The following is a 20,732-nucleotide window of genomic DNA, read 5'->3' as shown; positions in this document are numbered from 1 at the left end:
GGCCCGTTCACCGCCGCCAACGACAACCTGCCGTCCCCCGACACCAGTTCCGCCGCCCGCTCCGCGCCGACCCCGACCGACAGCATCCCGCCACCGACCGACGACACCTCGCGCAACGCACGACTACGCTCCACCACCACCCGCGCCGCGTCCGCCAACGACAGGAACCCCGCCACATGCGCCGCCGCGATCTCCCCCTGCGAATGACCGATCACCGCCGCCGGACGCACCCCGCACGACTCCCACCACCGCGCCAGACCCACCATCACCGCGAACAACACCGGCTGCACCACATCCACCCGGTCCAACAACCCACCCGACCGGTCCCGCAACACCTCCACCAGCGACCAGTCCGTCAACGGATCCATCACCGCCGCACACTCCGCCACCACCCCGGCGAACACCGGCACCGAATCCAACAGCTCGGCCGCCATCCCCGCCCACTGCGACCCCTGCCCCGGAAACACGAACACCGGACCCACAACCGCACCCCGCACAGCCGTCGAATCCGCCGCCGCCACCTCGGCCAGACCGGCAACGAGTTCACCCAGATCCCGCCCCCGCACCACCGCACGGTGCTCCAGCACCGCCCGACCCACCGCCAACTCCCGCCCCACCACCACCGGATCCACGTCCGGCCGAGCCAACGCCCACGCCCGCAACCGCCCCGCCTGCGCCCGCAACGCCGCACCCGACCGCGCCGACACCACCCACGGCACCACACCACCGGGCACCGACACCGAAACACCCGCAGACTCGACCTCGGGATCGGGATCGGGCCGCTCGATGATCACGTGCGCGTTGGTGCCGCTGATACCGAACGAGGACACCGCCGCGCGGCGCGGCCGGTCCAGCTCGGGCCACGGGGTGGACCGGGCCAGCAGTTCCACGCCGCCACCCGCCCAGTCGACGTGCGGCGAGGGCGCGTCGACGTGCAGCGTCTTCGGCAGCACGCCGTTGCGCAGCGCCATCACCATCTTGATGACGCCCGCGACACCCGCCGCCGCCTGGGTGTGACCGATGTTCGACTTCACCGACCCCAGCCACAACGGCCGGTCCTCCGGCCGCCCCTGCCCATAGGTGGCCAGCAACGCCTGCGCCTCGATCGGGTCACCCAGCGTGGTCCCCGTCCCGTGCGCCTCGACCGCGTCCACCTCGCCGGTTCCCAGGCCCGCGCTGGCCAGCGCCTGCCGGATCACCCGCTCCTGCGACGGCCCGTTCGGCGCGGTGAGCCCGTTCGACGCGCCGTCCTGGTTGACCGCGCTGCCCCGCAGCACCGCCAGCACCCGGTGACCGTGGCGCCGCGCGTCCGACCACCGCTCGACGACGAGCAGGCCGACGCCCTCGCCCCAGCCCGTGCCGTCGGCGGCCGCCGCGAACGGCTTGCACCGCCCGTCGGCGGACAGGCCGCGCTGGCGGGAGAACTCCACGAACACCCGCGGTGTCGACATCACCGTCACCCCGCCGGCCAACGCCAGGTCGCACTCCCCCGACCGCAGCGCGTTCGCCGCCAGATGCAGCGCCACCAGCGAGGACGAGCAAGCCGTGTCGATGCTGACCGCCGGCCCCTCCAGGCCCAGCGCGTACGCGACGCGGCCGGAGACCACGCTCCCGACGCTGCCGGCCAGCAGCATCCCCTCGTAGCCGTCCGGTGCCCGGTGCAGGCGTGCGGCGTAGTCGTGGTGCATGACCCCCGCGAAGACGCCGGTCCGGCTGCCGCGCAGCGAGGTCGGATCGATGCCCGCGTGTTCGAGCGCCTCCCACGAGGTCTCCAGCAGCAGCCGTTGCTGCGGGTCGATCGCGTTGGCCTCGCGCGGCGAGATGCCGAAGAACTCGGCGTCGAAGTCGGCGGCGTCGTGCAGGAAGGCGCCGTGGCGCGTAGAGACCTTGCCCGTGCTGGACGGGTCCGGGTCGTAGAGGCCGTCCACGTCCCAGCCCCGGTCCTGCGGGAAGTCGCCGACGGCGTCGGTCTCCTCGGCCACCAGGCGCCACAGGTCCTCGGGGCCCGTGACGCCGCCCGGGTAGCGGCAGCCCATGCCGACGATGACGATCGGGTCCTCGTCGACCGGGGTGGTGCCCCCGGGCCGCCCACCGGTGCGGTCCTGCGTCCCGGCGCCGTCGCCGGCCGCCTCGCCGGTCACTTCGCGGGCCAGTCGCGCCGCCAGCGCGGCGGCGCTGGGGTGGTCGAACACGACGGTGGCCGGCAGCCGCAACCCCGTGGCGGCGTTGACCCGGTTGCGCAGTTCGAGCGCGGTGAGCGAGTCGAAGCCCAGTTCGCGGAACGCGCGCTCGACGTCGATGCCCGCCGCCTCGCCGTGCCCGAGGACTGAGGCCGTCTGGGTCCGGACGAGGTCGAGGACCGCGCGCGCCCGCCGGTCCGCGGGCAGTTCGGCCATCCGGGCGGACCAGGAGGAACCGTCGGCCCCGGCCGGCGCGTTGACGGCGCGCTGCAACGGTGCGCGGACCAGGCCCTTCAGCACGACGGGCACGGTGCCGGCCGCGGCGAGGGCGCCCAGGGCCGCGCGGTCGAGCCGGGCCGTGACCGCGTACGGCAGGTCGCGCAGCAGCGCGGCGTCGAACAGGGCCAGTCCGGTCTCGGTGGACAGCGTCCCGATGCCGCCGCGGGCCATCCGGGCGAGGTCCGCCCGGTCCAGGTGGCGGGTCATGCCACTGCCTTCGGCCCACAGGCCCCAGGCGAGCGCGTTGCCGGGGAGCCCGGCCGCGCGGCGGTGCTCGGCCAGGGCGTCGAGGAACGCGTTCGCCGCCGTGTAGGCGCCCTGACCGGCGTTGCCGGTGACGGAGGTGACCGAGGAGAACAGGACGAACGCGTCGAGGTCCTGGTCGCGGGTCAGCTCGTGCAGGTGCCAGGCCGCGTCGGTCTTGGGCCGCAGGACGGCGTCGAGGCGGTCCGGGGTGAGCGTCTGCAGCGTGCCGTCGTCCAGGACACCGGCGGTGTGGACGACGACGCCCAGCGGATGGGCGGCCGGGATGTCGGCGAGCACCGCCGCCAGGTCCGCGCGGCGGGAGACGTCACACGCGGCGACCGTCACCCGCGCGCCGAGGCCGGTCAGTTCGGCCACCAGCTCCTCGCTGCCCGCGGCCTCGCGGCCGGCCCGGCTGAGCAGGACGAGGTGGCGCACTCCGTAGGCGCGCACCAGACGGCGGGCGACCAGCGCGCCGAGCGTGCCGGTGCCGCCGGTGATCAGGGCCGTGCGCTCCGGGTCGAGCGGGCGGTGCGCGGTCCCGGCCGGGGCGGGCTTCGGGGCGACGCCCGATGCGGGGGCCGGTACCGGGGTCGCGGCGGTCAGGCGGGGCCGGTAGGCGACGCCGTCGCGCAGCGCCAGCTGGGGCTCACCGGACTCCAGTGCCGCGCGCAGGGCCGGGCCGGAGCGCGCGGCGTCGTCGAGGTCCACCAGGACGAAGCGGCCGGGGTGTTCGGACTGCGCGGTGCGCAGCAGGCCCCACACCGGAGCCGCGCGCAGACCGTCGACGAGGTCGCCGGGCCGGGCCGCGACCGCGCCCCGGGTGAGGACGACGAGCCTCGAACCCTCCGGACGGTCGGCGGCCAGCCAGGCACGGACGGTGTCCAGGGCCCAGCGGGCGCTCGCGTGCGCCCCGTCGGCGACGGACCCGCCGTCGCCGGCCGGGGTGCCGGTGGGCACGGCGGCGAGTACGACGGCCGGAGCCGGGTCTCCCGCCTGGGTGCGCGCGTCGAGATCGGCGAGGTGGGCGTGGGCCGCCGGTCGCTGGCCGGTCGGGCCCGCGACACCGAGGCCGTCGGCTCCCGGGTCGCCGATGATCGCGTAGCCAGCAGCCGTGTGGCCGGCGCCCGCGTGGTCGGCAGCCGTGTGGCCGGCACCCGCGCGGTCGGCAGCCCACCCGCTCGGGCCGAACCCGACGCCGGCCGAGGGCAGTTCCGTCCAGCTGAGCTCGAACATCGCGTCGCGGGGCGTCGCCCCGGCCGGGGCGAGCCGGTCGGCGGCCAGCTCACGCAGGGTGAGCCCGCCGACGGTCAGCACCGGCGCACCGGCGGCGTCCTCGACGACGAGTGCCCGGGGGCCGTCGCCCGCGCCCGACAGCCGCACCCGCAGCATGGCGGCGCCGGTGGCGTGCAGCCGGACGTCGGTGAAGGAGAACGGGATCCGCGGCGTCGGCCCGGCGGCCGGCCGGTCGGCGATGGCCGGGGCGAGCAGCAGCGGGTGCAGCGCGGCGTCCAGGAGCGCGGGGTGCACGCCGAAGGCGGTGTCGCCGTCGTCCGGTTCACCGGGCAGGCGGACCTCCGCGTACAGGTCGTCGCCCGCGCGCCAGGCGGCCGTCAGGCCCCGGAACCAGGGGCCGTAGCCGTACCCCAGGCCGTCGAGGCGGTCGTAGGCGTCGGCCAGGTCGAGGGCCTCGGCACCCGGCGGCGGCCAGGCCCCGGAGTCGGACGGCCGGGCCCCGGAGTCGGACGGCCGGGCGCTGACCGGCGGCGCGGGGTCCGGGGACACGGCGTCCGGAAGCGCGGTGAGCGTCCCCGAGGCGTGCCTGGTCCACGGCCGCCCCTCGGCGCCCCAGGCGCCTCCCAGGTCAGCGCCGTTCCCGACGGTGTCGGACTCCCCCGCGCCCCCGGCCCGGTCCGTGGCGGGCCGGGAGTGCACGGTGACGGCGTGCCGCCCGGCCGGGTCCGCCGGGGCGACGGCGACCCGGATGTGCACGTCACCGGAGTCCGGCAGGACGAGCGGGGTCTCCAGGGCGAGCTCCTCCACCCGGGCGCAGCCCGCGAGCCGGCCCGCCCGGAGGACCAGGTCGAGGAAGGCCGTGCCGGGCAGCACGACGGTCCCGACCACCGCGTGGTCGGCGAGCCACCGCCGCCGGACCGAGGAGATCCGGCCGGTGGCCAGCGTGGTGCCGTCCGGGGCGGTGGTGACGGCGCCGAGGAACGGGTGGTCGACGGCGTCCAGGCCGAGGTCGGCGGGGTGGGCGTCGTGCCCGGTGCTCCCGGTCAGCCAGTAGCGGGTCTGCTGGAAGGCATAGGTGGGCAGGTCGACGGGGCGGCCCGGGGCCGGGCCGAACAGCGCGTCCGGATCGGGGGCGGCGCCGTGCACGATCGCCTCCGCGACGGCGGAGAGGAACTGCGCGCGCCCGCCGTGGTCCCGCCGCAGCGTACCGATCGCCGTACCGCCGCCCCCGGTGCCGCCGGTGACGGTCGGACCGTCGAGGGTGCGGGCGTCGAGGGTGCGGGCGTCGAGGGTGCGGGCGTCGAGCGTCTCCTGCGTCCCGATCTTGAGGACGGGGTGCGGGCTCGCCTCGACGAAGAGGCGGTACCCGTCCTCGTTCAGCGCCTGGACCGCGGGCTCGAACCGGACGGTCTGCCGCAGGTTCCGGTACCAGTACTCGGCGTCGAGGACCGAGGTGTCGGCCAGCAGCGCGCCGGTGACGGTCGAGTAGAACGGGATCTGCGCGGCGCGCGGCGTGAGGCCCGCGAGGGCGGTCAGCAGCGGCTCGCGGAGGGACTCCATGTGCGCGGAGTGCGAGGCGTAGTCGACGGGGATGCGCCGGGCCCGCAGGCCGTCCCGCTCGCAGCGGCCGAGGAAGGCGTCGAGCGCGTCGGTGTCCCCGGAGACGACGGTGCTGGCAGGACCGTTGCGCGCGGCGATGCCGAGGCGGCCGCCCCAGGACGCGAGGAGCGGGACGACCTCGTCGGCGGCCAGCGGGACGGAGGCCATGCCGCCGCTGCCCGCCGTGGCGAGCAGGGCGCGGCTGCGCAGGGCGACCACCTTCGCGGCGTCGTCGAGCGACAGCGCGCCCGCGACGCACGCGGCGGCGATCTCGCCCTGTGAGTGGCCGACGACGGCCCCCGGTTCGATGCCGACCGACCGCCACAGCTCCGCCAGCGCGACCATGACCGCGAAGAGCACCGGCTGGACGACGTCCACCCGGGCCGGATCGGGCGTGCCCGGCAGGCCGCGCAGGACATCGAGCGGCGACCAGTCGACGTACGGGGCGAGCGCCTCGGCACACGCCTCCAGGGCGGCCGCGAACTTCGGTGAACTGTCGAGGAGTTCGAGGGCCATGCCGGTCCACTGGGAGCCCTGGCCGGGGAACACGAAGACGGTCGCGCCGGTGGCCGTCGACTGGGCCCGGACCACGGTGTCGGCGGTCTCGCCGGCGGCGAGGGCGGTCAGCCCGCGCAGGGCGTCGGCGGGCGTGCGGGAGAGCACGACGGCGGTGTGGGCGAACCTGGTGCGGGAGCGCAGCAACGCGTGGCCGACCGCGCGGCGGTCGACGGCGTCCCCGGCCGCGAGGTGCCGGGCCAGCCGGTCGGCCTGGGCGCGCAACGCGGCCTCGGTACGGCCGGAGACGGTCAGCGGCACGAGGTCGGCGGGTACGTCGGCGGCGGGTACGTCGGCGGCCGGTGGGCCGGCGGCCGGTGGGCCGGCGGTCGCCCGGGTATCGGCGTGGGCCGCCCGGGTGTCGGCGGACCCGGCGGCCACGGCCACCGTCCCGGCCACCGCCTCGGCCGGCGCCTGCTCGACGAGGATGTGCGCGTTGGTACCGCTGATGCCGAACGACGAGACGCCCGCGCGTCGCGGCCGCCCGGCCCCGGGCCACGGTGTCGCGGTCGTCGGCACGGTGATCGCGCCGTCCTCCCAGCGCACCCGCGGCGAGGGCTCCCGCAGGTGCAGGGTGCCCGGCACGATGCCGGTCCGCATCGCGAGGACGGTCTTGATGAGACCGGCGACCCCCGCCGCGGCCTGGGTGTGGCCGATGTTGGACTTGAGCGAGCCGAGCAGCAGCGGATGTCCGGGATCGCGGTCGCGGCCGTAGACCGCGAGCAGGGCCTGCGCCTCGACGGGGTCGCCGAGGGCGGTGCCCGTGCCGTGCGCCTCGACCACGTCGATGTCGGCGGGGGTCAGCCCGGCGGAGCCGAGCGCCTGGCGGATCACCCGTTGCTGGGCCGTGCCGTTCGGCGCGCTGAGGCCGTTGCTGGCGCCGTCCTGGTTCACCGCGGTGCCGACCACCAGGCCCAGCACGGGGTGACCGTTGCGGCGGGCGTCCGAAAGGCGTTCGAGCAGCACGACGCCGACGCCCTCGGCCCACGCCGTGCCGTCGGCGTCGGCGGAGAACGGCTTGCAGCGGCCGTCCGGGGCCAGGCCGCGCTGGCGCGCGAACTCGACGAACATGCCGGGCTCGGCCATCACGGTCGCACCGCCGGCGAGCGCCAGCGTGCAGTCCCCGCCGCGCAGGGCCTGGACGGCCAGGTGCACGGCGACCAGCGAGGACGAGCACGCGGTGTCGACGGTGACGGCCGGCCCTTCGAGGCCCAGCGTGTAGGCGATCCGCCCGGAGGCCACGCTCGGGGTGTTGCCGGTGAGCAGGTAGCCGTCGAAGCCCCCGGCCGGCCGGTGCATGCGCGGACCGTAGTCCTGCGCGGTCGCGCCGACGAAGACGCCGACGCGGTCGCCGCGCAGCCCGGCCGGATCCAGACCGGCCCGTTCCAGGGTCTCCCAGGAGGTCGCGAGCAGGAGGCGCTGCTGCGGGTCCATGGCCAGCGCCTCGCGCGGGCTGATGCCGAAGAACTCGGCGTCGAACTCCCCGGCGCCGGCGAGGAACCCGCCCTCGCGGACGTAGGTGGTCCCGGGGTGGTCCGGGTCCGGGTGGTGCAGCCGGCCGAGGTCCCAGCCCCGGTCCTCGGGGAAGGGGCCGACGGCGTCGACACCCTCGGCGGCCAGGCGCCACAGCGCCTCGGGCGAGTCGGCCGCACCGGGGTAACGGCAGCCCATCGCGACGATGGCGATCGGGTCGTCGTCGACCGGGGCGGCCGCCGGGGCGCCGGTCCCGGCGAGGTCCTCCGGGGCCGGGCCGAGGACGCGGGCGCGCAGGTGGCGCGCGAGGTCGGCGGGCGTCGGGTGGTCGTAGACGACGGTCGCGGGCAGGTCGAGACCGGTCGCGGCGGCGAGCCGCTGGACCAGCTCGACAGCGGCGAGCGAGTCCAGGCCCGACTCCCGGTAGGCGAGTTCGGCGTGGACGGCGTCCTTCGCGGCGTGGCCGAGCACGGCGGCCGCATGGGAGCGGACCAGCTCCAGCAGCGCCCGGTGCTGCTCGGCTCCGGGCAGGCCGGCGAGCCGGCCGACGAGCGGCGAGGCGGCCCGGGGGGCCGTCGCGGCGGCAGGCGCGGCGTCGTCGGACCCGGCGCCCTCGTCCTGGCCCGGCACGACCTCACCCGGCACGACCTCGCTGGGCACGGCCTCGCCGGGCGCGAGCTCGCCGGGCGCGGCGGAGTGCAGCCAGTGGCGGGTGCGCCGGAAGGCGTAGGTGGGCAGGTCCAGGCGGCGGACCGCACGGCCGGCGAACAGGGCGGACCAGTCGAGCTCGGCCCCCAGGGTGTGCAGCCGCGCGGCGGTGGCGTCGAGCGCGGCCGCCTCGGGCCGGCCGGCGCGTAGGGTGGCGACCGTCGCGACGGTGTCCCGGTCGGCCGGCGGCAGGCACGCGCGGGCGAGCGCGGAGAGGCTGGCGTCCGGGCCGAGTTCGACCAGCACGGTCGCGCCGGCCTCGCGCAGCCGGTCGACGCCGTCGCCGAAGCGGACGGCCTCGCGGACGTGGCGCACCCAGTAGTCCGCCGAGCCCATCCGGTCGTCGGTCACCAGCTCACCGGTCAGGTTGGACACGACGGGCGTCGTCGGCGGGCGGTAGGACAGTCCACGCGCGACCTCGCCGAACGCGTCGAGCATCGCGTCCATCCGCGGCGAGTGGAAGGCGTGCCCGACGCGCAGCCGGCGGACCTTGCGTCCCTGGGCGCGCCAGGTGTCCGCGAGGGCGAGGACAGCGTCCTCGTCGCCCGAGACCACGGTGGCCGTCGGACCGTTCACGGCCGCGATCGAGACCCGGTCGCGGACCGGGACGAGTGCGGCGGCCACCTCGGCCTCGGTCGCGCGAACCGCCACCATCGCACCGCCCCGCGGCAGTTGTTGCATCAGCCGGCCCCGGGCGGCCACCAGCGCCGACGCGTCGGCCGACGAGAGCACACCGGCCACGTGCGCGGCCGTCAACTCGCCGACCGAGTGGCCGAGCAGCAGGTCCGGCGTGACGCCCCAGCTCGCCAGCAGGCGGTGCAGCGCGACCCCGACCGCGAACAGCGCGGGCTGGGTGAACTCGGTGCGGTGCACCAGCTCCGCCTCCGGGCTGCCCTCGGGGGCGAACAGCACCTCGTGCAGCGGCCGGGCGAGGTGCGGGTCGAGGTGCGCGCAGACCTCGTCGAACGCCGACGCGAACACCGGGAAACGCCGGTGGAGTTCGCGGCCCGTTCCGGGTCGCTGGCTGCCCTGCCCGGTGAACAGGAAGGCGGTCCGGCCGGATCCCGCCTCGCCGGTCAACACGTTGGGGGCGGCCTCCGCCTCGCTCAACGCGTCCAGTCCGGCGAGGAGTTCACCGCGGTCCCGGGCGATCACGACGGCGCGCGAGGCCAGCTGAGCGCGGGTGGTCGCGGCGGACCAGCCGACCTCCGACACCGTCGCGCCGGAGCGCTCCCGCACGTACGCCCGCAGCCGGACGGCCTGGGCGCGCACCGCCTCCGGCGTGGTGCCGGAGACCGGCACCAGGACCGGCGCCGCCTCGCCCGCCGACGCCACCACGTCACCCGCCACCGTCTCGCCCGCCGGACGCGTCCCCGGCCGAGCGGTGTCGGCCGGCGCGGGTGCCCATTCCGCCAGCACCACATGGCAGTTGGTACCGCCCATGCCGAACGAACTCACCCCGGCGACCAGCGGCCGGTCCGGACGCGGCCAGGCGGTCGTCTCGTCCTGGACCCGCAGGCCCAGCCGGTCCAGCGGGATCCCCGGGTTGGGCGTCTCGTAGTTGAGGCTGCGCGGGAGCTCCCGGTGGCGGATGCCCAGCACGGTCTTGACCAGTCCGACGATCCCCGCCGCGCCCTCCAGGTGGCCGATGTTGGTCTTCACCGAACCGACCCGCAGCGGCTCGGCGGCCGGACGCTCCGCACCGAGCGCGGCGCCGAGGGCCGCCGCCTCGACCGGGTCCCCGACCGGCGTCCCGGTACCGTGGAGTTCGACGTACTGCACAGCGCCTTCCGGGAGCGCGGCCCGCCGGTGGGCCGCGCGGATCACCTGCTCCTGCGCCTCGGGATCGGGCGAGGTCAGGGCCTCCCCGCCGCCGTCGTGGTTCATGGCGCTGCCGGCCACCACGCAGTGCACGGTGTCGCCGTCGGCGAGCGCGCGGGACAGCGGCTTGAGCACCACGACCGCGCCGCCCTCGCCCCGGACGTAGCCGTTGGCGCGTGCGTCGAAGGTGAAGCAACGGCCGTCCGGGGAGAGGCCGCCGAGCTTCGTCGCGTCACCGGCCTCGTCGGGCACCAGGTCGAGGTTGACGCCGCCGACCAGGGCGAGTTCGGACTCGCCGCGGCGCAGGCTCTCGCACGCGGTGTGGACGGCGACGAGGGAGGACGCCTGGGCGGCGTCGATCGTCATGCTGGGCCCGCGCAGGCCGAGGGTGTAGGAGACCCGGTTGGCGATCATGCTGCGGTGCAGGCCGGTCACCTGCCGGGCGCCGGAGGCGACTCCCGCGCGGCGCAGCAGTTCGGCGTAGTCGTCCCAGATCGCCCCCGCGAAGACTCCGGTGGCGCTGCCCTTCAGCCGCTGCGGCGGGATGCCCGCGTTCTCCAGGGCCTCCCAGCACAGTTCGAGCATCAGGCGCTGCTGCGGGTCCATCAGGACGGCCTCGCGCGGTCCGATGCCGAAGAAGGCCGGATCGAAGCGGTCGACCTGGTCGAGGTAGCCGCCGCGGCGTGGGCGCTGTGCCGGGGCCTCGCCGGCCGGGTCGTCCCGCCGGGTCGCCCGCCGCCGTTCCGGGAGTTCCGTGACGGCGTCGACACCCGTGCGGAGGAGCTCCCAGAACTCGTCCGGGCTGCCGGCTCCCGGTACACGACAGGCGAGACCGATGATCGCGATCAGATCGTCACGGTCGGATTCGACTGTGTGCGCAACAGCGTTCGACTCGGCCATACCGTTCCATCACGTCCATACGTCGATTGCACGGGGATCGAGCACCAGAACTGTGGACTGGGCCGCAATTGGCCGCAACCATCAGGTTTCAGCCCTGGTCGGCACCGGAATGACAGAGCAAAATCGCCCTAAATCAGTAGATCATCAGATATACCAAGCCGCTGATCGATGGGATCGAGCCACTCCGCGGCACATGAGATCCAGATCTCATCGACCACCCGAATCCGCAAACGAACAGGTGGCACCGGAACGGTCCGACAAGGTGACCGAATCCCGTACCGCGGTGGCCGATTTCGCCCCGCATATGACGCCCGTACGAGCTCCGGGGCCCTTGGCGGTGGCATCGTCCGCCCGCCGAATGCCGACGGAGTGGCCGCCACCAGCGGCTCCGTGAACGAATGATCTTGACGGGCACAAGCCGGCGAGCCGGAATGCGAAGAAGTGGAATTCGGCCCACCGGAATTCGACGCCGGACATTCACCCGCCGGACATACGCACCGGAGCCGAACACGGCGACGAGCACCGGCGACGACACCCGGGGTCGAGCACCGGAACGGCCGGGCGGACCGGCCGAGGGGCGAGGCCGGGCGGTGCGGCCAGGCGGTGCGGCCGGCCCGCTCGGGTGCGCGCGGGTCAGCTCCGGACGCGGCTCACCCGCCCCTCGTCCCAGACCGGCTCGTCCGCCTCCACCACCCGGCCGTCCGCCCGGAAGACCAGAAAGCGGCTGAACACCCGGGCGAACCAGCGGTCATGGGTGACCGCCACCACCGTCCCGGTGAACGCCGCCAGGGCCTCCTCCAGTGCCTCGGCCGAGATGAGGTCGAGGTTGTCGGTCGGCTCGTCCAGCAGCAGCAGGGTCGCCCCGGCCAGCTCCAGCAGCAGGATCTGGAAGCGCGCCTGCTGACCGCCCGACAGCGTCCCGAAGTCCTGGCGGCCCGCGCCGGCCAGCCCGTAGCGGCTCAGCGCCGACATCGCGCGCTCCAGGTCCAGCCCGGCCCGGTCCCCCTCGCCGGCCCCGAGGATCTCGGCCGGTGTCCGGCCCGCCCACTCCGGATGCCGGTGCGTCTGGGCGAACAGCCCCGGCCGCACCCGGGCGCCCAACCGGCACTCGCCGGTGTGCGCCACCGTCCCGACCGCGTCGGCGCCGGCCTCGTCCAGCAGGCGCAGGAAGTGGCTCTTGCCGGAGCCGTTCGAACCGAGCACGCAGACCCGGTCGCCGAAGAACACCTCCAGGTCGAACGGCTTCATCAACCCGCTCAGTTCGAGGTTCCGGCAGGTGATCGCCCGGACGCCCGTCCGGCCGCCGCGCAGGTCCGGCGCGACCCGCTGGCGGCGGGGCGGCGCCGGCGGCGGCCCGACCTCCTCGAACTTCGCCAGCCGGGTCTGGGCCGCGTGGTAGCGCGACGCCATCTCGTCACTGATGGACGCCTGCTGACGCAGCGTCCGGACCAGCTCCTTGAGCTGCTCGTGCTTCTCGCTCCAGCGCTGCCGGACCTCCGCCGCCCGCTGCCAGCGGGCCTCGCGGGCCTCCGCCCAGGTGGCGAACCCGCCGCCGTGGGTCCAGGTGGTACCGCCCTCCAGCGTCACGACCTGGCCGGCCGTGCGGCTCAGCACCTCCCGGTCGTGGGTGATCAGCAGCACGCCCTGCCGGGTCTGGGCGAGTTGCTCCTCCAGCCAGCGCTTCCCGGGCACGTCGAGGTAGTTGTCCGGCTCGTCCAGCAGCAGCAGTTCGGCCGGACCCCGGAGCAGCGCCTCCAGGACGAGCCGCTTCTGCTCGCCACCGGACAGCGTGGCCACCTCGCGGTACTGGGCGATCCGGAACGGGGTGCCGAGCGCGGCGACCGTCACGGTGTCCCAGAGCACCTCGTAGTCGTAGCCGCCGGCCTCGCCCCAGTCCACCAGCGCCTGGGCGTAGCGGAGTTGGGTGGGCTCGTCGTCGGCCTCCGTCATGGCGAGCTCGGCCGCGTCCAGGGCCGCGGCCGAGACCCGCAGCACCGGCGGCGCGACGGTGAGCAGGAGGTCCCGGACCGTACGGTCGTCGCGCAGGCTGCCGATGAACTGCGGCATCACCGCCACGGCACCCTGACTGCGGAACACCCCCCGCTGCGCGGGCAGTTCGCCCGCGAGTATGCGCAGCAGCGTGGTCTTGCCGGCACCGTTGTCGCCGATGAGCGCGACCGTCTCCCCGGCCGGCACCCGGAACGAGACGTCGCGGAAGAGCTCACGACCGTCGGCAAGCACATGACCGAGCCCGGTGGCTTCGAGGTAGCCCATGGACGCGGATTCTAGCGGCCGGATGATCGGTGGGCGATCGAATTTCGTCGGCGCATCCGGAGGAAATCCCGGCCGGCCGGTAGAACATCAACTCTCGTTCATCGGATGATAGTTAGTCGCTCGATCGAGTTATTCACTCGCAAGTCGGAATGCCGGAGAAAGGCCTTGTGCCGCTCCGCCATCTGCGGAACGGTTGTACCCGAAGGAAGCAGGGCCGCAGCGCAGCGGCGTGATCTCCGTTCACGGAGGTCCCGCGTCCGTCCGCGCGGTCGTGCCCGTCCGATCCCGTACCCAGCCGGCCCGCCAGGAAAGGCGAGAGATATCCGATGTCGTCCGATCTCGCTGCGCACGCCGACCCGCACGCCCCGCGGTCCGCTCCCCCCACGGTCGCCCTCGTCGGAGCGGAATTCGGCTGGGGCAGCTCGGGCAAGCTCAGTGCCGTGCTCTCCGCCCTGCGGGACCGGCCGGTCCCTCCCCTGCGGTTCGTCGGGCTGGCCTCGGGGCTGGGCCGGCCGTTGCTCGCCGAGCACGCGGTGGACGCCTGGCACGACCTGCCCGCCGATCCCGGCCGGCTCGCCCCGGCCGTCCGGGAGATCGTCCGCTCCCAGGGGGTGCGGGCCGCCGTGGTCGTCCTGGACGGCGCGGTCGCCACGGCCCTGCTGGCGGCCGGTGTCCCCACGGTCTTCGTCGACAGCCTGCCCTTCCTCTGGTCCGAGGGGGACCGCGCCGCGCTGCCGCTGGACGCGACGGTGTACTGCGCGCAGAAGAGCGTCGAGCTGCCGCCCGAGTGCCTGGCCCTGCTGGCCGACGCCCGGGCGCTGCGCTGGGTCGAGGCCGTCATCGCGAGGCCCCGCACCCCGGAGCCGGCATCCGACGGGCCCGGGCGGAGCGCCCGTGGCCCGTACCGCAGGGCGCTGATCAGCCTGGGCGGCCTGCGCGCGCCGAGGCTCGGCGATCCGGGGCACTACCCGCGCCTGGTCGTCCCGGCCGCCCTGGAGGCCCTCGTCGCCCACGGGGTCGACGAGGTGCACATCGCCGGCAACCTGCCCGCCGATCTGGCCGGCCGGCTCGTCGACGCGTCGGTCGCCCCGCCCCGGACGACCACCGGCCCGCTCGGTCACGGGGCGTTCCTGGACCGCCTGGCCGACAGCGACGTCCTGCTCACCTCCCCCGGTCTGACCACCCTGCTGGAGGCGGGCGGCCTGCGCGTCCCCACCGTCTGCCTGCCACCGCAGAACCTCAGCCAGATCTTCAACGGCCGGTATCACAGCCAGGCGCTCGGGGCCCCGGTACGGGTGCGCTGGCCCAAGGAGGTGCTGGTCGAGGACGACGCGCTGACGCTCCGTGCCGAGGGCGAGGACGCCGCGCTCGCCCACATCTACGAGTCGATCGGGCGGGCTGCGGTCGGCGACGACCACCGAGGTGTCCGCCACGCCCTGCGTGACGGGGTGCTGGAGGCGCTGCGCCGGTCCGCCGCGGTCGACGACTGGGGCGCGCTCACCACCGCGATCGGCACCGGCGGAGCGGCCCAGGTGGCCGACGCCCTGCTCGACGTCCTCGGCCCACCGGACCGGCCCGCCTGACCGGCCCCCGCCCCACCCGGCGCACCACCTCCGTCCCCACCCCTCGGCCCCACCCGTCCCGTGAGTCGTCTGGAAGGTCTCCCCTCCGTGCGTGCACGTGATCGCTACCTCTTCATCCGCATCCTGGAAGCCTGCAACGCCGACTGCTTCATGTGCGAGTTCGCCCTCTCCCGCGACACCTTCCGCTTCTCCCGGGAGGACTTCGACGACCTGCTGCCCAAGGCCCGGGAGGCCGGCGTGGGCTACGTCCGGTTCACCGGCGGCGAGCCGCTGATGCATCCGGACGTGGTGGAGCTGGTGCGCTCGGGCACCGCCGGCGGGATGAAGATGTCCCTCATCACCAACGGCTCGCTGCTGCCCCGGATGGCGGCCCCGTTGGCCGCGGCCGGGCTGGCCCAGGTGATCGTCAGTCTGGACGGCGCCTCGGGCGCCACCCACGACGTCTACCGGCGGTCCCCCGGCATGTTCGACAGCGGGCTGGCCGGCCTGCGCTCCGCCGCCGCGCTCGGCGTCCTGCCCCGGGTGAACACCGTGGTCGGACCGCACAACTACACCGAGATGCCGAGGCTGCAGGAGGTGCTGACCGAGGCGGGGGTACGCCAGTGGGAGCTGTCCGCCCTCAAACTCGACCGCACCATCACCTACCCCGACGCCGACCACGTCCGCGGCGTCTGCGATCCGATCTACGCCGCCGACCCGGCCACGCTGCTGGTCCCGATGGGCAAGCGCTTCTACGGCGACACCCCGCAGGAGCAGGAGCGGTACTTCGCCGAGTCAGTCACCCCGCGCGCCGCCGAACCGCTCTGCCACGTCGCGGACGACGTCATCTACGTCGACGGCAAGAACGGGCGGATGTTCGCGTGCAGCTGCATCCCCCACCGCGAGGGCGACGACGGGCCCGGTGGGGCGCCGCTGCGGGAGCGGGGGGTGATCCAGCTGGACACCCCGGTCTTCCGGGCCCACGCCGACTGGTTCCGCGAGCGCGGCCCCGCCGTGTGCAACGGGTGCTCCACGACCGCCGCCGGATACAGCGACGACGTGGCCCGGCTCGGGGCGGTGGGTCCGTGGCACTACTGAGCTCCGGTCCGCCGACCTCGGCACCCGCGGGCGCCACGGCCTCCCCGCACGCGGGGGCCCCCGCGCACCTGACCGCCCCCGCACACCTGGCGGCCCCGGACCGGCCGGGGGCCGCGGGCGGCTCCGCGCACGGCCCGCGGGTCCTGCTGACGGCCCGGGCGGACGAGTTGGACTCGACCCTCGCCCTGCGCCGGGTGGCCGCCCACCTCGACGACCTCCGTCCGGTCGGCCCCGAGGAGCTCGACCCGCCGCCGGTCGCCGCGCTCGTCTGCGACGACGTGGCGGCCACCGAGCGGCTGTTGGGCCTGGGGGTGCCGGTGGTCCACCTGGTGTCGGGCCACCCCGGACCCCCCGGGCCTCTCCCCGGAGCCGACACACCCCCGGAGCGGGCGCTCGGGCGGACCCACCGGCCCGGGTGGCTGCCACCGTCCGGGCCCGCCGCCCGGGGCTCCCGGCCCACCGGGGTCCTCGCACCACAGCGCACCGGCCGGAGCCGGCGGCGCGCCGGCACCCTCCTGCTGCTCTCCCTCTGGCGGGTGCCCGACGCCGAGGCGGAGGCCTTCGCCACCGGCGCGCTGCCGGCGCTGGCCGACGCCGCGCTGCACCGCACCGGGAGCTGCGCCGTGGTCGCCGACACCGGGCTCGACCTCCTGCGGTCCGCCCTGGGCGGCCTCGCCGCGCACCCGGGCCTGCGGGTGCTGCGGGCCGCCGAGGCCGACCCGGACGCGCTCCATGCCGAGGCCGCCGTGTTCCTCGCCTCCCCGGTGCTCGGGGCGCTCGCCCTCGCCCAGGCGCGGCGGGCACCACTGGCCCTGCTGCCACCGCTCGGGCCCGCCCAGCGGGACTTGGCCGCCCAGGTCGCCGAGGTCCTGCCGCTGCCCTCGGCGCAGGACCCGGGTGATCCCGCCCTGTGGGCGCCGCCCGGGCCCGGCGGTCCGGCCCCTGCCGGTCCCTGGCAGCCGCTCGACCCGGCCCTGGACGACCTGCGCGGTGCGCAGCGGGTCGCCCGCACCCTCCGCCAACTCGCGCTCGCCCCGCTGTGAGCCGGGTACCCCGGTCCCATCCCCCACTCCGTCAGCCCGCCGGTCCGGCCCTGCCCGGTCCGGCCCACCCCACCCCTGTCGACCGCGTCGTGCTGGAGCCGCCATGTCCGACACCCTCCGCGAACCCACGGCTGTCACCCGCCCCGAACTGATCCGTCCCAGGGTCCCGGAGAGCGACTGGGACGACTGGCGCTGGCACATGCGTCGGCGCATCACCACCGTCGACAAGGCCCGGCAGTGGCTCAACCTCAGTACCGACGAGGAGACGGCCATCGCCGGGGTGGCGGGAAAGTACCGCTGGAGCGTCACCCCGTACTACGCCTCGCTGATGGACCCGGACGACCCCGACTGCCCGGTCCGGCAGCAGGCGGTGCCCGCCCTCGGCGAGCTGATGGAGTTCCCCGGGGCCGAGGTCGACCCGGTCGGGGACACCTACTACCGCAAGACCAACCGGGTGGTGCACAAGTACCCGGACCGGGTGATCATGCTGATCACCGAGGCCTGCCCGGTCTACTGCCGCCACTGCACGCGCAAGTTCCACACCACCGACGTCGACGGCACCTACTTCCGCGACGACGAGGGCGGTTCCTACGACGAGGACCTGCGCTACATCGCCGACCACCCCGAGATCCGGGACGTCCTGCTGACCGGCGGGGACCCGCTGTCCTACCAGGACGGCAAGCTGGAGGAGATCATCGCCGGACTCCGGGCGATCCCCAGTGTGGAGATCATCCGGATCGGCAGCCGCTTCCCCGTGCTGCTGCCGCAGCGCATCACCGACGACCTCTGCGCGATGCTCTCCCGCTACCACCCGGTCTGGCTGAACACCCACTTCAACCACCCGAAGGAGATCACCCCGGAGGCGGCGGCGGCCGTCGATCGCCTGCTGCGGCACGGGATCCCGGTCGGGAACCAGACGGTGCTGCTGCGCGGGATCAACGACGACGTGGCCACCATGCGCACGCTGATGACCGAGCTGCTGCGGATCCGGGTCCGGCCGTACTACCTCTACCACTGCGACAACGTCACCGGGGTCTCGCACTTCATGACGTCCGTGGAAAAGGGCTGGGAGATCATGGCCGGCCTGCAGGGCCACATCACCGGGTTCGGCGTCCCCCAGTACGTCCTGACCACGAAGATCGGCAAGATCCCCATCGCACAGCCCTCCTACACCCAGATCCCCGAAGGCCTGCTGCTCCGCAACCACCGAGGCCAGGAGATGGTCGTCGACGGTTCGGCGCAGCCGATCACGGAGTCGGACACCACCGCATGAGCTCACTCGACAAGCGGCTCGGGCAGCGCTTCCTGCCCTACGGAGCGAACTACCTCGACTGGTCCGACATGTCGGAGCTGCGCAAGGTGATCGAGCACCAGGTCCTGTTCCGCTACCAGACCGAGACCGAGAGCATGGCCTCCCGGCTGGAGCGGACGGTGGCCGAACGGCTGGGCGCGCACCACGCGCTGGCCGTCCACAACTGCACCGAGGCGCTGCGGCTCGCGCTGATCTCCACCCGCCCGTCGATCGGCGATCTGGTGTACATCCCGGCGGTCACGTTCGTCGCGGTGGCCGGCGCGGTGCTCTCCAGCGGCCTGATCCCGGTGCTGGTCGACGCCGACGACTCGCTCTCGATGGACCCGACGCTGGTGCCGCCCGACGCGCAGCGGGTGATCGTGGCCCATATGGAGGGCACCGTGGCGCCGCTGCCGGCCGGGGTGCCGTACCTGGTCGAGGACTGCGCGCAGTCCCTCGGCGCCCGGTTCCCCGACGGCCGGCAGGTCGGGACGGCCGGGTACGCCGGGACGTTCAGCTTCCACCACAACAAGGTGCTCACCTCGGGCGAGGGCGGGCTGCTCGTCACCAACGACGAGAGCGCCTGGTCGACGATGCGCTGCTACCACGACCACGGCTCGGCGCGGGTGCCGGGCCACTATCCGACGTGGAACCAGGACGCCCACTTCGGCGAGAACTTCGTGACCAGCGAGCAGGTCGCGGCCGTCCAGTGCCAGCAGTTCCGGCACCTCGACGAGTTGCTCGCCGGCCTGGAGCGGATGTACGCGATCGCGATGGGCGAGCTGCCGGACCGGCCCGATCTGGAGGTCCGGCCGCGGGCCGCCGGCGATGTGAAGGTCAGTCTGCGGTTCCGCTGCGAGAGCAGGCAGCTGCGGGACGCGGCGGTGGCCGCGCTCACCGCGGCCGGGATCGCCAACTGGACGCTCGGGAAGTACCTGTTGCCCGACCACCCGGTGCTCACCGGCCGTCGTTCGCTCTACCGCGACGGCTTCCCGTGGAACCACGCGCCCGACGCCCCGTCGGCCCTCAGCCACGACGGCTTCGCCCGGACCAGGGACCTCCTGGACCGTACCCTGTGCGTGCCGCTCTCCCCGGAACTGCCCGAGGAGGAACAGGTCGTCGCGGCCAAGGCCGTCCGCCAGGTGCTGGAGGCGGTGTGAGCGACGCCGAGGTGCTGTTGCTGGTGGACGACCGGCCGTCGTCCTTCAGCCGCTACGCGGCCCGGGAGCTGGCCGACCGACTGGTCCTGCTGCGGTTCGCCGAGGCGCGCGCGGACCTGCCGGAGGACTATCTGCTGGCCACCGCGCACCTGCCCGCCTTCTGGGTGCGCGAGGGCGCGGCGCCCGCCGAGGAGGCGCGGCGGTACCGCGCCTGGGCGGCCGGGCTGCCGGTACCGCCGACCCGGTTCTGCAACCCGTCGGAGCCCCGGCAGGCCGCCGCCCAGCGCTTCGCGGCGCTCGCCGGCCTGCCGCACCTGACCGAGCAGCAGGTCACCCTGGTGCGGGACAAGGCCGCGATGAAGACCAGGTTCCGCGAACTGGGCCTGCGGACGGCGGAGTTCGCCCGGGTGCGGTCGGCCTCCGAGATCGAGCGGTTCGCCGGTCGGCACGGCTGGCCGGTGGTGCTCAAACCGGTGGACTCGTTCGCCTGCGTGGACACCTACCGGCTCGCCGGGCCGGGCGACCTCGCCGGCATCGACCTCGCCGCACGGCGCTGGATGGTGGAGGAGCACCTCGGCGGCACCGAGTGGGAGGTGTGCGCGGTGATCCTCGGCGGCGAGGTCCTGGACGCGTGGCCGAGCGCGATGCCCTGCCGCCCGCTGGACATCGTCGACGGCGCGATGAACGCCAACATCAGTGTCGGCACCGGCGACGGGCCGCCGGTCGACGTGCGGGCCCTGGTCCAGCGCATCGTCACCGGGATGGGCATCGACCACGGGTACGCCCACATGGAGTTCTTCCTGATCGACGGCGAAGTGTACGCGGGCGAGATCGGCGTCCGGCTGGCGGGCTGCGAGATCCCGGCCAACCACGGCCACGCGTACGGCTTCGACGTGTTCGGCGCCACCCTGGCGGTCTACCTCGGCCGCCGCCCCGGGCTGGACTACCGTGAGCGCCGCTGCGCGGGTGACCTGCTGCTGCCGCTGCCCGGCTCCGGGACGATCCGGCGGATCACCTCCCGGGAGGAGCTCCTGGGGATGCCCGGGGTCGTCGACGCCGTCCTCAAGGTCGGCACCGGCGACCGGGTGACGGCCCGGCGGGCCTCGCACAACGCCTCGGGGTACGCCCATGTCGTGGGAGGTTCGGTGGAGGAGGTGGAGATCCGTATGCGCGAGGTGCTCGACCGGTTCACGATCGAGGTGGTACCGGCGCGGGAGGCCGACGCCGTGCCCAGCTGATCCCCACCGTGCCGGCCGCGCGCGCGGCGGCCGGCACCCGACCGTGCCGCCCCGTGCGGCCCCGCGCCGCCC

8 protein-coding genes are annotated in these 20,732 nt (G+C 74.9%); 6 read left to right on the top strand and 2 right to left on the bottom strand.

All coding sequences use genetic code 11. From position 1 onward, the window contains the following. Window positions 1-10,994: type I polyketide synthase (locus tag ACFXHB_RS13645; protein WP_380574239.1), on the bottom strand; the 10,994-nt coding region annotated here is incomplete at its 3' end. Window positions 10,995-11,627: 633 nt separating this feature from the next. Next, entirely contained in the window at window positions 11,628-13,268 is a 1,641-nt protein-coding gene (locus ACFXHB_RS13640) for an ATP-binding cassette domain-containing protein (protein WP_380574238.1), read from the bottom strand. Between the two features lie 326 nt (window positions 13,269-13,594). Here ACFXHB_RS13640 and ACFXHB_RS13635 point away from each other — a divergent pair, with 326 nt between their 5' ends. The 6 genes from ACFXHB_RS13635 to ACFXHB_RS13610 all read left to right on the top strand — a co-directional run bounded on the left by ACFXHB_RS13635 (window position 13,595) and on the right by ACFXHB_RS13610 (window position 20,660). After that, the gene (locus ACFXHB_RS13635; protein ID WP_380574237.1) at window positions 13,595-14,851 is read left to right on the top strand and encodes a hydroxymethylcytosylglucuronate/cytosylglucuronate synthase; all 1,257 of its coding nucleotides are present in this window, start codon (window positions 13,595-13,597) and stop codon (window positions 14,849-14,851) included. An 87-nt stretch (window positions 14,852-14,938) separates the two neighbouring features. Further along, entirely contained in the window at window positions 14,939-15,928 is a 990-nt protein-coding gene (blsE, locus tag ACFXHB_RS13630) for a cytosylglucuronate decarboxylase (RefSeq protein WP_380574236.1), read from the top strand. Next, the gene (gene blsF, locus ACFXHB_RS13625; protein ID WP_380574235.1) at window positions 15,916-16,971 is read left to right on the top strand and encodes a CGA synthase-related protein; all 1,056 of its coding nucleotides are present in this window, start codon (window positions 15,916-15,918) and stop codon (window positions 16,969-16,971) included. Before blsE ends, blsF begins: the two co-directional genes overlap by 13 nt. Window positions 16,972-17,074: 103 nt before the next feature. Beyond that, on the top strand, window positions 17,075-18,244 hold the full coding sequence (gene blsG, locus ACFXHB_RS13620) for an arginine 2,3-aminomutase (protein WP_380574234.1): 1,170 nt from the start codon (window positions 17,075-17,077) through the stop codon (window positions 18,242-18,244). Beyond that, window positions 18,241-19,422 (top strand): DegT/DnrJ/EryC1/StrS family aminotransferase, encoded by a 1,182-nt coding sequence (locus ACFXHB_RS13615; RefSeq protein WP_380574233.1) that lies wholly within the window; start codon window positions 18,241-18,243, stop codon window positions 19,420-19,422. The genes blsG and ACFXHB_RS13615 overlap by 4 nt, the downstream gene beginning before the upstream one ends. Next, window positions 19,419-20,660: an ATP-dependent carboxylate-amine ligase gene (locus ACFXHB_RS13610; RefSeq protein WP_380574232.1), complete on the top strand. Its 1,242-nt coding sequence runs from the start codon at window positions 19,419-19,421 to the stop codon at window positions 20,658-20,660. Before ACFXHB_RS13615 ends, ACFXHB_RS13610 begins: the two co-directional genes overlap by 4 nt. Window positions 20,661-20,732 lie beyond the last annotated feature (72 nt).

Origin of the sequence: Kitasatospora sp. NPDC059327, assembly GCF_042752535.1 — a bacterium.
In the GTDB taxonomy this organism is placed as follows: Bacteria; Actinomycetota; Actinomycetes; order Streptomycetales; family Streptomycetaceae; genus Kitasatospora.
Note: the sequence above shows the minus strand (reverse complement) of the source record. Positions and strands in the feature narration are given on the sequence as shown.